Source organism: Dietzia sp. E1 (assembly GCF_014145015.1).
In the GTDB taxonomy this organism is placed as follows: Bacteria; Actinomycetota; Actinomycetes; order Mycobacteriales; family Mycobacteriaceae; genus Dietzia; species Dietzia cinnamea_A.
Genome location: NZ_JAALDU010000246.1, coordinates 1 through 13,178, shown reverse-complemented (window position 1 = coordinate 13,178; position 13,178 = coordinate 1). Strand labels below are relative to the sequence as shown.

Here is a 13,178-nt window from a genome sequence, read left to right as displayed (position 1 = left end):
TTGGAGCCCGGTTCGCTGACGGGGTCGTTGGAGCCCGGCTCGCTCACGGGGTCGTTGGAGCCTGGCTCGCTGACGGGGTCGTTGGAGCCTGGCTCGTTGACGGGGTCGTTGGAGCCCGGCTCGCTCACGGGGGCGTTGGAGCCTGGCTCGCTGACAGGGTCGGTGGAGGCAGGGTCCTTGGTGGGTCTGCTGGTGATGCTGTCGATGGGGTCGCAAGCGGGCTCGGGCGAGGGGTCCGGTGGTGACTCGCTCGAAGGCTCACTGTCGCCGGGTTCGCTTGCTCCCGGCTCGATCGATGTCGGAAGTGCGACCGACTCCGCCGGGTCGGGGTCCGTCCCCGCGGGCTCTCTGCCCACGGGTTCCCTCGCAGGGGGATCGGACGAGCTGGAGGGGTCACTCGACGACCTGGTCGGGGACGGTTCGCTGGAGAGCGTCGAGGGATCGCTGACGATCGGGAGTGAGAACGGTGGCTCGCTCGAGACGGGATCCGGGGAGGGGTCTCTTCCCTCGGGCTCTCTCGAGCCCGGATCCGCCGAAGGATCACTCGCGCCCCTGGGGTCGCTGACGGCGTCTCTCGCCCCCCTCGGTTCGGCGGCGGGCTCGCTGCCACTCGGCTCGTTGCCGGTGGGTTCGGCGGCGGGCTCGCTCCCGCTCCTGCTCCCGGTCGCCGCGATCGGTGGGTCGATCGCCGCCGGACCGATGATCGTCCAGGCCGCGGCCAATCTGGGGATCGCGCTCCCGGCGCTACCCGGGGCCCCCGCGCCGGTCGCCGTCGGAGCGGTCGTAGGGGAGGCGCCTCCTGCGCCCGGCCCGGCGGAGCCCAATGGGCGCGGCGGAGAACCCGGCGTGGGCGGCGACGGAGCGGGGGTCGCGGTCGGGGTGAACGCGGTCGTGGTCACCACCGGCTCCCTCGGTGATTACGAGGTGTTCCTCCCGGACGGGGTGACCCTGCCACCCCTGCCGTTCATTCGGTGAGAACCCTGAGAGAGTTCCCGCCCCCGCTGTCCGTGCGGGGGCGGGAACTGCGGTGTCGTATGAGGTAGACGGGGCATGCTGCTGAGAGAAATCTCACAAGGTGGAATCGCCTTCCCACGTCAAGGTCACGGGTTTGACTTTTGCGAGTTGTGTGACCTGCCCCCCTTGCCCATATTATTTCCGGGCCGGAGGACCTCGGTCCTCTGAGTACGGGTGCTCCAGCCACCACGGAGTCCGCCCGTCGACAAGCGAAGGCGAACACATGAAGACGACTCCCGGCCCCAGAAGCCTGTACCGCCCCGAATACGAACACGACTCGTGTGGTGTCGCGTTCGTGGTGGACATGTACGGACGCCAGTCCCGGGACATCGTCGAGAAGGCGATCGCCGCGCTGGTGAACCTCGAGCACCGCGGCGCCGTGGGCGCCGAGGCCAACACCGGCGACGGCACGGGCTTGTTGATCCAGGTACCGGATTTGTTCCTCCGCGAGGTGATGCGTGAGGAGCAGAACGTAGAACTGCCTGAGGCCGGTGCATATGCAACCGGCCTTTGTTTTCTCCCCCAGTCCCGGATGCTCGCGATGGACGCCATGCGGATGGTCGAGCGGATCGCCGCCGAGCAGGGCGTGACCGTCATCGGCTGGCGGGAGGTCCCGGTCGACGACTCGACGGTCGGCGCGATCTCGCGTGACGCGCAGCCCACCATCAACCAGATCTTCGTCAAGGCCGCCGGCCCGGGCGGGGAGCTCCTGACCGACCTGGCCCTCGAGCGCAAGTGCTTCGTCGTGCGCAAGCGGTGCGAGCACGAGCTCGGTTCGAAGGGCGCCGGCAAGGGCGACCTGGGCTCCGAGACGGTGTACTTCCCGTCGCTGAGCCCGCGCACCTTCGTCTACAAGGGCATGCTCACCGAGAAGCAGCTCCCCGACTTCTATCTGGACCTGCAGGACGAGCGCGTCGAGTCCGCACTGGGCATCGTCCACTCGCGCTTCTCCACCAACACGTTCCCCGCATGGCCGCTGGCCCACCCGTTCCGCTACGTCGCCCACAACGGTGAGATCAACACCGCGCGTGGCAACGAGAACTGGATGCGGGCCCGCGAGGCGCTCATGACCAGCGACCGCATCGAGGACCTGTCCGCCGCGCTGCCGATCTGCACCCCGGGCGGGTCGGACACCGCGCGCTTCGACGAGGCGCTCGAGCTGCTGACCCTGGCCGGCCGGACCCTGCCGCACGCCGTGCTCATGATGGTCCCCGAGGCGTGGGAACGCCACGAGACCATGGACCCGGCCAAGCGGGCGTTCTACGAGTACCACGCCTCGCTCATGGAGGCCTGGGACGGCCCGGCGTCCATCACGTTCACCGACGGCACCGTGATCGGCGCCGTGCTGGACCGCAACGGCCTGCGTCCCTCGCGCATCTGGGTGACCGACGACGGCCTCGTCGTGATGGCGTCCGAGGTGGGCGTGCTCGACATCCCGCAGGACAAGGTGGTCACCAAGACCCGACTGCAGCCCGGTCGCATGTTCCTCGTCGACACCGCCGAGGGGCGGATCATCGACGACGAGGAGATCAAGTCGCAGCTGGCCGCCGAGCACCCGTACCAGCAGTGGCTCGACGAGGGCCTGGTCCGGCTCGAGGACCTGCCCCGGGTCGAGAAGCCCTACATGGCCCACGAGCGCGTGGTGCTGCGTCAGCGCGTCTTCGGATACACCGAGGAGGAACTGCGCATCCTCACCTCCCCGATGGCAGGGAGTGGCGCCGAGGCGATCGGGTCGATGGGCACGGACACCCCGCTACCGGTGCTGTCCCAGCGTGCGCGCATGCTGTTCGACTACTTCGCGCAGCGCTTCGCGCAGGTGACCAATCCGCCGCTCGACGCCATCCGCGAGGAGCTCGTCACCAGCTACGGCGTGACGCTCGGTCCCGAGGGCGACCTCATCAACCCGGGCCCCGAGTCGTGCCGGCAGGTCAAGGTCGCCAACCCGATCCTCGGCAACTCCGACCTCGCCACGCTGCTGGAGGCCGGGGAGGCCCGTCCGAACCTGCGGTCGGTGGTCGTCCGCGGGCTCTACAACGTCGCCCACGGCGGCCGCGGCCTGCGGATCGCCCTGGAGCGCATCCGCCGGGAGGTGTCCGAGGCCATCCAGGCCGGCGCGACCCTCATCGTGCTCTCCGACCGCGAGTCCGACGAGCGCAACGCGCCCATCCCCTCGCTTCTGCTCACCTCAGCGGTGCACCACCACCTGGTGCGCGAGAAGACCCGCACCCGCGTCAGCCTGGTGGTCGAGTCCGGTGACGCCCGCGAGGTCCACCACATGGCCGTCCTGTTCGGGTACGGCGCCAACGCCATCAACCCGTACATGGCGTTCGAGTCGATCGACGAGTTGGTCAAGAACGGCGACCTCATCGGAGTAGACACCGCCGAGGCCTGCGACAACTATCGGAAGGCCGCCGCCAAGGGCGTGCTCAAGGTGATGTCCAAGATGGGCATTTCCACCCTCGCCTCCTACACCGGTGCCCAGTTGTTCGACGTCACCGGCCTGTCGCAGGAGCTGTGCGACGAGTACTTCACCGGCTCCGTCAGCCCCATCGACGGCATCGGCCTGGACGAGATCGCCGAGGACGTGGCCCTCCGGCACCGCTTCGCGTTCCTGCCGCGGCCCGAGGAGGCCGCGCACCGCGAGCTCGAGATCGGCGGCGAGTACCAGTGGCGCCGGGAGGGCGAGTACCACCTGTTCAACCCGGACACGGTGTTCAAGCTCCAGCACTCCACGCGCACGGGCCGCTACGAGATCTTCAAGGAGTACACCCGCCTCGTCGACGACCAGTCGGAGCGGCTGGCGACGCTGCGCGGGCTGTTCGACCTGAAGAGCAACCGTCCGCCCGTGCCGATCGAGGAGGTCGAGCCGGTCTCCGAGATCGTCAAGCGGTTCTCCACGGGCGCGATGAGCTACGGCTCCATCTCGGCCGAGGCGCACGAGACGCTGGCGATCGCGATGAACCGCCTGCAGGCGCGCTCGAACTCCGGCGAGGGCGGGGAGGCCGTCGACCGCTTCGACCCCGACCCGAACGGGGACTGGCGTCGCTCCGCCATCAAGCAGGTGGCCTCCGGCCGGTTCGGCGTGACCAGCCACTACCTGGCCAACTGCACCGACATCCAGATCAAGATGGCGCAGGGCGCCAAGCCGGGTGAGGGCGGGCAGCTCCCGCCGGGCAAGGTCTACCCGTGGGTGGCCGAGGTCCGCGGCTCGACGCCGGGCGTCGGACTCATCTCGCCCCCGCCGCACCACGACATCTACTCGATCGAGGACCTGGCGCAGCTCATCTACGACCTGAAGAACGCCAACCCGGACGCGCGGATCCACGTCAAGCTCGTGGCCGAGCAGGGCGTCGGTACGGTCGCGACGGGCGTGTCCAAGACGCACGCCGACGTCGTCCTCATCTCGGGCCACGACGGCGGCACCGGCGCGTCGCCGCTGACCTCGCTCAAGCACGCGGGTGGCCCGTGGGAGCTCGGCCTGGCCGAGACACAGCAGACGCTGCTCGTCAACGGTCTGCGCGACCGGATCGTCGTCCAGGTCGACGGTCAGCTCAAGACGGGACGTGACGTCATCGTCGCCGCGCTGCTCGGCGGCGAGGAGTTCGGCTTCGCCACCGCGCCGCTCGTCGTGGCCGGCTGCGTCATGATGCGCGTGTGTCACCTCGACACCTGCCCCGTCGGCGTGGCCACCCAGAACCCCGTGCTGCGCGAGCGGTTCAACGGCAAGGCCGAGTACGTCGTGAACTTCATGGAGTTCATCGCCGAGGAGGTGCGCGAGTACCTCGCCGAGCTGGGCTTCCGCTCGCTCGACGAGGCGATCGGACACACCGAGTGCCTGGACAAGTCGCGGGCCTTCGCCCACAACAAGCGGGTGGCCAAGCTCGACCTGGAGCCGATCTTCGCGCAGGCCGAGTCGCCCTTCATGCACCAGGACCTGCGTCGCACGAAGTCGCAGGACCACAAGCTCGAGGGCGTCGTGGACCGCACGCTGATCGAGGACGCCCGCGCCGTGGTCGCGGATCCGGCGGCGGGACCGTTCACGGGCAGCTACCCGATCTGCAACGTCAACCGCTCGGTCGGCACGATGCTCAGCCACGAGATCTCCAAGGTCCACGGTGCCGCCGGCCTGCCGGACGGCTCGATCGACCTGAGCTTCACCGGGTCCGCCGGTAACTCGCTCGGGGCGTTCCTCGCCCGGGGCGTGACGGTGCGCGTGTTCGGCGACGCCAACGACTACGTGGGCAAGGGACTGTCCGGTGGACGCATCGTGGTGCGTCCGGCCGAGGACGCGGCCCCCGACTTCGTGGCCGAGGACAACATCATCGCCGGCAACGTGATCTGCTACGGCGCGACCGCCGGTGAGGTGTTCCTGCGCGGGATGGTGGGGGAGCGCTTCTGCGTGCGCAACTCCGGCGTCACCGCGGTGGTGGAGGGCGTGGGCGACCACGCCTGCGAGTACATGACCGGCGGACGGGTGGTCGTGCTGGGCCCGACCGGCCGCAACGTCGCGGCCGGGATGTCCGGTGGCGTCGCCTACTTCTACGATCCCCGCGGTGTCCTCGCGGAGAACCTCAACGCCGAGCTCGTCGACATCGAGGAACTCACCAGCGAGGACGTGGAGTTCCTCCACGGGATCGTGGAGCGCCACGTGGAGGAGACCGATTCGGCCCGGGGCCGGGAGATCCTCGGTGGCTGGGCCCAGAACGTGAATCACTTCGCCAAGGTCATGCCGCGCGACTACAAGCGCGTGCTGCTGGCCATCGAGCAGGCGGAGAAGGACGGACGCAACGTGGACGAGGCGATCATGGAGGCCGCAAATGGCTGACCCGAAGGGCTTTCTCAAGCACACCGAGCGGGAGCTGCCCAGGCGCCGCCCCGTCGACCTACGGATCATGGACTGGAAAGAGGTCTACGAGTCCACGGTCCTGCCCGAGGATTCGATCCGTACCCAGGCGTCCCGGTGCATGGGCTGCGGTATCCCGTTCTGCCACCAGGGCTGCCCGCTGGGCAACATCATCCCCGAGTGGAACGACCTGGTGCACCGGGGCAAGTGGGACGACGCGGTGGACCGGCTCCACGCGACCAACAACTTCCCGGAGTTCACCGGTCGGCTCTGCCCGGCCCCCTGCGAGGGGTCCTGCGTCCTCGGCATCAACCAGCCGCCGGTGACGATCAAGCAGGTCGAGGTGGAGATCGCCGAGACCGCGTGGGCCGACGGCGGCATGGAGCCGGTCATCCCGTCGTTCCGCACCGGGCAGACCGTCGCGGTCGTGGGATCGGGCCCCGCGGGCCTCGCGGCGGCCCAGCAGCTCACCCGCGCCGGGCACTCCGTCACCGTCTTCGAGCGCGACGACCGCATCGGCGGGCTCATGCGCTACGGGATCCCGGAGTTCAAGATGGAGAAGGCGGTCATCGATCGTCGCCTGGCGCAGATGGAGGCGGAGGGGACGGTCTTCCGTCCCGGCGTCAACGTCGGCAAGGACATCACCGCGTCGCAGCTGCGCGCCCAGTTCGACGCCGTCGTCCTGTGCGGTGGCGCCACCATGCGGCGCGACCTACCGGTGCCCGGTCGTGAGCTCGACGGCATCCACCAGGCCATGGAGTACCTGCCGCTGGCCAACAGGGCCGCGGTCGGCGACCCGGTCGTGGACGCCGACGGACTGCCCGCCATCCACGCGCGCGACAAGCACGTCATCATCATCGGCGGCGGCGACACCGGTGCGGACTGCCTCGGCACCGCGACCCGTCAGGGCGCGAAATCGGTCAAGTCGTTCGAGATCATGCCCCGGCCGCCGGCGACCCGCGCGGCGTCGACCCCGTGGCCGATGTACCCGCTGATGTTCCGCACGGCCTCGGCCCACGAGGAGAACGGCGAGCGCGTCTACGGCGTGTCCACCGCGGAGTTCGTCGGCGAGGGCGGACACGTCACCGCGCTGAAGGGCTCCGAGGTGCGGATGGTCGACGGCCGCTTCGAGCCCGTGCCCGGTACGGACTTCGAGTACCCGGCTGACCTGGTCCTGCTCGCGATGGGCTTCACCGGCGCGCAGAAGTCCGGGCTGTGCTCGGACCTCGGGGTGGAGTTCACCGACCGCGGCAACGTCGGTCGTGACGACGCCTTCGCCACCAACGTCGAGGGCGTGTTCGTCGCCGGCGACATGGGGCGCGGCCAGTCGCTCATCGTGTGGGCCATCGCGGAGGGACGTGCGGCCGCCGCCTCGGTGGACCGGTTCCTCATGGGGGAGACGGCACTGCCGGCGCCGGTCCGGCCGACGGATGTGGCCCAGCGCTGAAGGTCAACCGTGGCGCCTGACCTTAATGGAACCTAAGATCAGGTCTACTATGTCTCCAGGCCGTCCGGCCTCCGTCATGGAAGGCACCAATGGTCAGCCGTCGCCCCGCCAGTGTCATCGCCGCGCTCAGCGCGACGGTCGCGCTGGTCGGCGTGCCGGCGGCGTCGGCGCAGCCGCCGGGCCCGGCGGTCCGGGGGGTCGTCACGGAACTGCCGGTCCTCAGCGAGTTGCCGCCGCTGCCCACCGAGGGCGGGCAGCCCGTCGTGGACGAGCCGGAGGGCACCGGGGTCTTCGGCATGTCCGGGGTGCAGACGGTCGCGCTCGTGTTGGCGGCGTCGGTGCTCGTGGCGGGCGGGACGGGTCTGGCACTGGTCACCCGCCGCGGCCGCGGAGAGCCGCTCGAGGAGCAGCCACCGAGGACGGATCCGGTGGCGTGACGTCGCGCCCGATAGGCTCGGCGGTATGAGTCGCCACATCGCAGGACGGGGACGGGTCGGCCGTGCGACCCCTCCTCCGGCCGGTCCGCCCGTCGACGACGTCGACTGTGACCTGAGCAGCAAGCTGACGCTCGGCCAGTTCCTCAAACTGGCCTCGCTGCTGGACTCCGGGGCCGAGGCCAAGGACGCCGTCGCCTCCGGCGCGGTGAGCGTCAACGGGGAGGTCGACACCCGCCGGGGGCGCGGCCTGGTTCACGGTGACGTGGTGGAGATCGGTGGCCGGGCGGCGCGCGTCGTCGCCCGCGAGGGACGGGACGCGACCTGATGGCCGAGGATTCACGAGGGCCCGTGCAGGCCCCGGTGGTGCTCCACGACGACGACCCGGGTGCCACCCGGTACGCCACGTGGCTGGCCGAGGAGTTCGACACCCGGGCGACCCATCACGACGCGGCCGATCCGGCCGAGCTGGTGGTCGCCGGGACGGTCGTCCTCGTCACGGGGATGCGCCCCGGTGGTGGGCTGGGCGGTTCGGCGTTCATCCGCGACAACTGGGAGGCCCTCGTCGAGGCCGGACGCCGCGTCGCCGTGGTCATGGTCGGGCCCACCCCGGTCACCGACGACGCCCGGATCGAGCTGATGTCGAGCGAGTTCTCGTCCGATCAGCTGCGCGACCTCAAGCTCTTCCAGCTCCGCGGCGTGGTCACGCCGGACCAGCTCGGCTTCCGGCAGCGGCTCGGGATCAAGACCGCGCTGGCCGCCCTGCGGCGCAAGACCGACCGCACCCCGGAGGAGGAGGCCATGCTCGAACTGGGCGGTCTGGACCTCACCGATCGGGTCTCGCTCGGGCCGTTGCTGCGCTGGATCCGCCGCGAGGCCTGACCGGCGATCACCGCGGCACACGCCCGGCGCGCACACGGTCGGTGTCACCGCCGATATCATGACCCGCGAACGCACCCGCCGAGGGCGGGGCGATGACCTCGGAGGAACCCCATGCGCGCCACCACCCTCGCCGCCACCGTTTCGGCGCTCGCCGCGGCAGCCCTGCTGACGGGAGCGGGCGCCGCCACGGCGCAGGAGCCCGAGGATTCAGAGGGCTCTGGAACGATCCGCAGCGCGCTTCTGTCGCCCGCCGTGAGTGAAGCGATCGGGAGCATCGGTTACGGCTCGCTGGGCACGGGGTCCCTCATGGACCTGCTCTCCGGGCTCATCAACACCGGGTCGGTCGCCCTGTCGGTGGACGTGCCCAACACGACGGGCTCGTACGCACCGGGGTCACTCGGCAGCTACGGACCGGAGGCGTCGCTGGGCGAGATCCTCCTGATCCCCATCGGGAGCCTCGCGGGCGCCTCCTGATCGGCGGGTCAGCGCACCACGATCCCGTCGGAGTCGGCGTAGAGCATCTCGCCGGGGACGAAGTCGACCCCGCCGAAGCTGACGGTCACGTCCCGCTCGCCCTCGCCGGTCTTGGTGGACTTGCGCGGGTTCGTGCCCAGGGCCTTGCAGCCGAACTCCATCCCGGCGATGACCGCCGAGTCGCGGATGGCGCCGTTCACCACGACGCCGGACCACCCGTTCGAGCGGCCGAGCTCGGCGATGATGTCGCCCACCAGCGCGGTGTGCACACTCGCGCCGCCGTCGATCACGAGGACCCGGCCCTCACCGGGCTCGCCCAGGACGCTCTTGAGCAGTGCGTTGTCCTGGAAGCAGCGCACGGTCGAGATCGGGCCGGAGAACTCCGTGCGTCCGCCGAGGTCACGGAACTGGGTGTCGCAGCTGCGGACGTCCTCGCCGATCTCGTCGACGAGGTCCGCGGTGGGGATGAATCCGGCGGGGGTGTCGGTCATGCGGTCCTCCTGGGCGGTGGTCTGTCGGGGTTACGCTATCCGGCCGCGCCGCCGCGTGGGAGCGTGCCGGTGGGGGACAATGGTCACATCAAGGGTGCCCGTCATCGTCCGAGAAACCGGAAGGAGCCTTCCGTGGCCCAGTACGAACTCCTGATCCACGCCCGACGCGCGGTGGTCGACGGCCGCATCCAGCAGGCGGCGGTGACGGTGGACGGGGGCGTCATCTCGTCGGTGCGGACGGGCTCGGAGGCGCGGGACATCGGTCTGGCCGGTGACCACACGATCGACCTGGGAGACGACGTCGTCCTCATGCCGGGTCTCGTCGACCCGCACGTGAGCACCGAGGACGTCGCGGTCGGCACGCGCTCGGCGGCGCAGGGCGGGATCACCACGGTCGTGGACTACGGCACCGACGGCGACCCGGTCGCCATCCGCCCGGAGGACGTGGATCGCTGGCGCGACGAGGTCACCGGAGAGTCGACCGTCGACGTCGGGCTGTGGGGCGCGGCGGTGCCGGACAACCTGGGCCGGCTCGGCGACCTGCTGGACCGCGGGGTGTTCGGGGTGTCCGCCGTGGCCGCCGGGAAGGGCGTGGAGGGCACGCCGACGCTGGACCACGCGCAACTGGTCGCGGCCGCGGAGGAGGTCGCCGCACACGGCGGGCTCTTCGCGGTGGACGCCGGCGTGGACGATCTGTCCGGGCTGCTGGAGGTCTGCCGCCGGACCGGCGGTCGCTTGCACGTGCGCGCGGTCGCCGACCACGAGGAGCTGCCCCTGCTGCGCGACGCCCGGGCGGAGGGCCTGGCCGTGACGGCCTCGACGAGTCCCCACATGCTGGCGCTGGTCTCGGAGGTCACCCACGGCGGATCGGAGGTCGCGCGGCTCGATCCGCCTATCCGCGACGCCGCCAACCGCGAGCTGCTGTGGGGCGCGCTGCGGGACGGCACCATCGACGCCGTGGCCTCGGCCCGCCTGGGGTTGTCGGTGGTGTGGACCGAGGCGCGGCGCCGCGGGTTCGATCTGGCGGACGTCGCGCGCTGGATGGCCGGGAGCACGGCCGCGGTGGTGGGGCTGAGTGATCGCGGGGAGATCCGTGAGGGATTGCGGGCGGACTTCGCCGCGGTCGCCGACGACGAGGCGTTCGTCGTGCTGCCCGGGGCCCGCGAGCTGGGTTCCGCGGACTCGGTGTACGCGCAGCGTGCGTTGGCGGGCGTGGTGCGGTGGACGATGCGCGGGGGCGCGGTCATCGACCCCCGAGCCCTGGCGTTCGGCACGGTCCTGACCCGTCCGACGGCGTGAACCCCGCCGTCGATCGCCTCGCATTCCTCCCCTTCCCCGAGGGTGTCACCTCCGCGCTGCTCATCACCGAGTACGTCATCAAGATCCTCGCGCTGGGGATGGTGCCGGAGAACCGGCAGCCGTCCTCGTCGCAGGCCTGGCTGCTGGCGATCCTGTTCATCCCGGTCGTCGGCGTGCCGCTGTTCCTGCTCCTGGGCAACCCGTACATCACCGGCCGGCGTCACGTCATCCAGGCCGAGGCCAACCGGCTGTACGCCGACGCGCTGAGGCAGCGGCCCACCGTCCCCGACGGCGTGGGCGTCGCGCCGGGCGTGCGCACCATCCTGGAGATGAACCGGACCCTCACCGCGATCCCCGCGATGTCCGGGGATTTCGTGGCCCTGCACTCGGACTACAGCCGGTCGCTCGCGGCGATGACTGAGGCGGTGCGCGCGGCCCGCGACCACGTGCACATCGAGTTCTACGCCCAGTCGTGGGACGGCGAGACCGACGAGTTCTTCACGGCCGCTGTCGAGGCGGCGGAGCGGGGCGTCGCGGTGCGGGTCCTGGTGGACCACCTGGGTTCCCTGCGCTACCGGGGGTTCACGAGGCTGCGCCGGAAGCTCCGCAGGACCCCCGTGGCGGTCCACCTCATGCTGCCGGTCAACCCGTTCCGCGGCCGCTTCCGGCGTCCGGATCTGCGCAATCACCGCAAGATTCTCATCGTGGACGGCCATCACGGCTTCGTCGGATCGCAGAACCTCATCGAGCGCCACTACGGCAGCACCCGCAACGCCCGGCTCGGTCGCGAGTGGGTCGACCTGATGATGGAGGTCCGCGGGGAGATCGTGCAGGCGATGGACGGTGTCTTCGCGGTGGACTGGTTCACCGAGTCCGGCGAGGTCATCGGGACGCTGGAGCAGCTGGCGCTCGGCGCGCCGCTGGCGCCGGGCCGCAAGGGCGGTGACCCGACGGCGGGCGACCCGGTCAGCGCGTTCCAGTTGGTGCCGTCGGGGCCCGGCTACCGCACACAGCCGAGCCTGCGGATGTTCACCCAGCTCATCACGCACGCGCAGGAGCGCGTCCGGATCGTCAGCCCGTACTTCGTGCCCGACGAGGCGCTGCTGCACGTGCTCACCTCGGCGTCGTACCGCGGGGTGTCGGTGGAGGTGTTCGTACCCGAGCACGCCGACCAGTTCCTCGTCCACCACGCGCAGCGGTCGTACTTCCGGGCGCTGCTGGAGGCCGGGGTGGTGATCCACCGCTTCCGCTCGCCGGCCGTGCTGCACACCAAGACGGTGCTCATCGACGACTACGCGGGCGTGGTGGGCTCGAGCAACCTGGACCAGCGGTCGTTCAACCTCAACTTCGAGGTGAGCATGCTGGTGCTCGGTGGCGAGGCGGTGTCGGCACTCAACGACGTGGTGGACGCGTACCTCGAGGAGTGCACGACCCTGGAGCTGGACGTCTGGATGAGCCGGCCGTGGGCGGGCAGGTACGTGGACAACGTCGCGCGGCTCACGTCGGCTCTGCAGTGAGTCGGTTCTGCAGTGAGTCGGTTCTGCAGTGAGTCGGCTCAGCAGTGAGTCGGCTCTGCAATAGCCCGGCACCGCAGTAGTACGCTCACCGGTGCGCGGGTCGCCCGGCCCGGCATGTGACGAGAGGCCTGTCGTGATGCCCCAGACCCGTGGTTCCGGAGCCCGGACCAGGCGCCTCGGCGCCGCTGTCACCGCCACCATGCTGGCGGCCGTCGCCGTGCCCGCCGTGGCGCAGGCCCAGGACGAACCGACACCGGGGACCGGGACGGGCTCGACGGTGCCCGAGACGGGCGTGTCGAGCGTCGACCAGCTGATCGGCCAGCTGCCGGACGAGATCGTCCTCGGCGGTGGCGGCCTGGGCTCGGAGGCGCTGCAGGACTCGGGCAGCGCCCCGGTCGTCGATGGTGTGCAGTCGGTCGGGCAGGTCCTGGGATCGGTGGCGCCGCTCGAGGCCGTGGGCGTGGCGGGCGGGTCCGCGGCGGCGTCGGTGGCGTCCTCGGGCAGCCTGCCGGGCTCGGTGTACGCCAATCCCACCGGGTCGGTCGGGTCGGGCACCATCGGGTTGGGTTCGATCGCGCTGCCCGAGTACATCCTCCCCGTCCTGAGCCTGCAGTTCGCCGGCGGCTACTTCGCCGCGTTGGAGGAGCGGCAGACCGCGGGTGAGCTCTACCCGCACGAGTTGGACTTCTGGCACGGGCTCGTCGAGGGCTCGGCCGAGGGGGGCGCGCTGCTCACCGATGCGGCGGCCGCCGCGGGCACCGAGCTGCCCGGCGGGCT

10 protein-coding genes and 1 pseudogene are annotated in these 13,178 nt (G+C 70.7%); 10 read left to right on the top strand and 1 reads right to left on the bottom strand.

All coding sequences use genetic code 11. The annotated features are described in order from the left end of the window. Nucleotides 1-162: 162 nt before the first annotated feature. From G6030_RS09110 to G6030_RS09080, 7 genes are all read left to right on the top strand, one after another. A complete protein-coding gene (locus tag G6030_RS09110) occupies nucleotides 163-975 on the top strand; it encodes a hypothetical protein (RefSeq protein ID WP_206680899.1) in 813 nt (270 codons plus the stop codon). Between the two features lie 262 nt (nucleotides 976-1,237). Continuing rightward, nucleotides 1,238-5,839: a glutamate synthase large subunit gene (gene gltB / locus G6030_RS09105; RefSeq protein ID WP_182642910.1), complete on the top strand. Its 4,602-nt coding sequence runs from the start codon at nucleotides 1,238-1,240 to the stop codon at nucleotides 5,837-5,839. Further along, the gene (locus tag G6030_RS09100) at nucleotides 5,832-7,304 is read left to right on the top strand and encodes a glutamate synthase subunit beta (protein ID WP_182642909.1); all 1,473 of its coding nucleotides are present in this window, start codon (nucleotides 5,832-5,834) and stop codon (nucleotides 7,302-7,304) included. Before gltB ends, G6030_RS09100 begins: the two co-directional genes overlap by 8 nt. An 89-nt stretch (nucleotides 7,305-7,393) precedes the next feature. Further along, nucleotides 7,394-7,741: a hypothetical protein gene (locus tag G6030_RS09095; RefSeq protein ID WP_063973365.1), complete on the top strand. Its 348-nt coding sequence runs from the start codon at nucleotides 7,394-7,396 to the stop codon at nucleotides 7,739-7,741. Nucleotides 7,742-7,766: 25 nt separating this feature from the next. Next, nucleotides 7,767-8,066, top strand: a complete 300-nt coding sequence (locus tag G6030_RS09090) for an RNA-binding S4 domain-containing protein (RefSeq protein WP_241724268.1) — start codon at nucleotides 7,767-7,769, stop codon at nucleotides 8,064-8,066. Further along, nucleotides 8,066-8,620 carry a hypothetical protein gene (locus tag G6030_RS09085; protein ID WP_043566325.1) on the top strand — a complete coding sequence of 185 codons (555 nt, stop codon included), beginning with the start codon at nucleotides 8,066-8,068 and terminating at the stop codon, nucleotides 8,618-8,620. The genes G6030_RS09090 and G6030_RS09085 overlap by 1 nt, the downstream gene beginning before the upstream one ends. A 111-nt stretch (nucleotides 8,621-8,731) precedes the next feature. Continuing rightward, nucleotides 8,732-9,094 carry a hypothetical protein gene (locus G6030_RS09080; protein WP_182642908.1) on the top strand — a complete coding sequence of 121 codons (363 nt, stop codon included), beginning with the start codon at nucleotides 8,732-8,734 and terminating at the stop codon, nucleotides 9,092-9,094. A gap of 8 nt (nucleotides 9,095-9,102) precedes the next feature. Here the strand turns inward: G6030_RS09080 and rraA are convergent, their stop codons facing one another. Next, nucleotides 9,103-9,585 carry a ribonuclease E activity regulator RraA gene (gene rraA / locus G6030_RS09075; RefSeq protein WP_007627338.1) on the bottom strand — a complete coding sequence of 161 codons (483 nt, stop codon included), beginning with the start codon at nucleotides 9,583-9,585 and terminating at the stop codon, nucleotides 9,103-9,105. A 132-nt stretch (nucleotides 9,586-9,717) separates the two neighbouring features. Here rraA and G6030_RS09070 point away from each other — a divergent pair, with 132 nt between their 5' ends. The 3 genes and pseudogenes from G6030_RS09070 to G6030_RS09060 all read left to right on the top strand — a co-directional run. Further along, nucleotides 9,718-10,884: an amidohydrolase family protein gene (locus G6030_RS09070; protein WP_182642907.1), complete on the top strand. Its 1,167-nt coding sequence runs from the start codon at nucleotides 9,718-9,720 to the stop codon at nucleotides 10,882-10,884. Beyond that, nucleotides 10,881-12,401 (top strand): phospholipase D-like domain-containing protein, encoded by a 1,521-nt coding sequence (locus tag G6030_RS09065; RefSeq protein WP_347238619.1) that lies wholly within the window; start codon nucleotides 10,881-10,883, stop codon nucleotides 12,399-12,401. Before G6030_RS09070 ends, G6030_RS09065 begins: the two co-directional genes overlap by 4 nt. Nucleotides 12,402-12,537: 136 nt before the next feature. Next, nucleotides 12,538-13,178: pseudogene (locus G6030_RS09060) on the top strand (hypothetical protein); the annotation flags it as partial.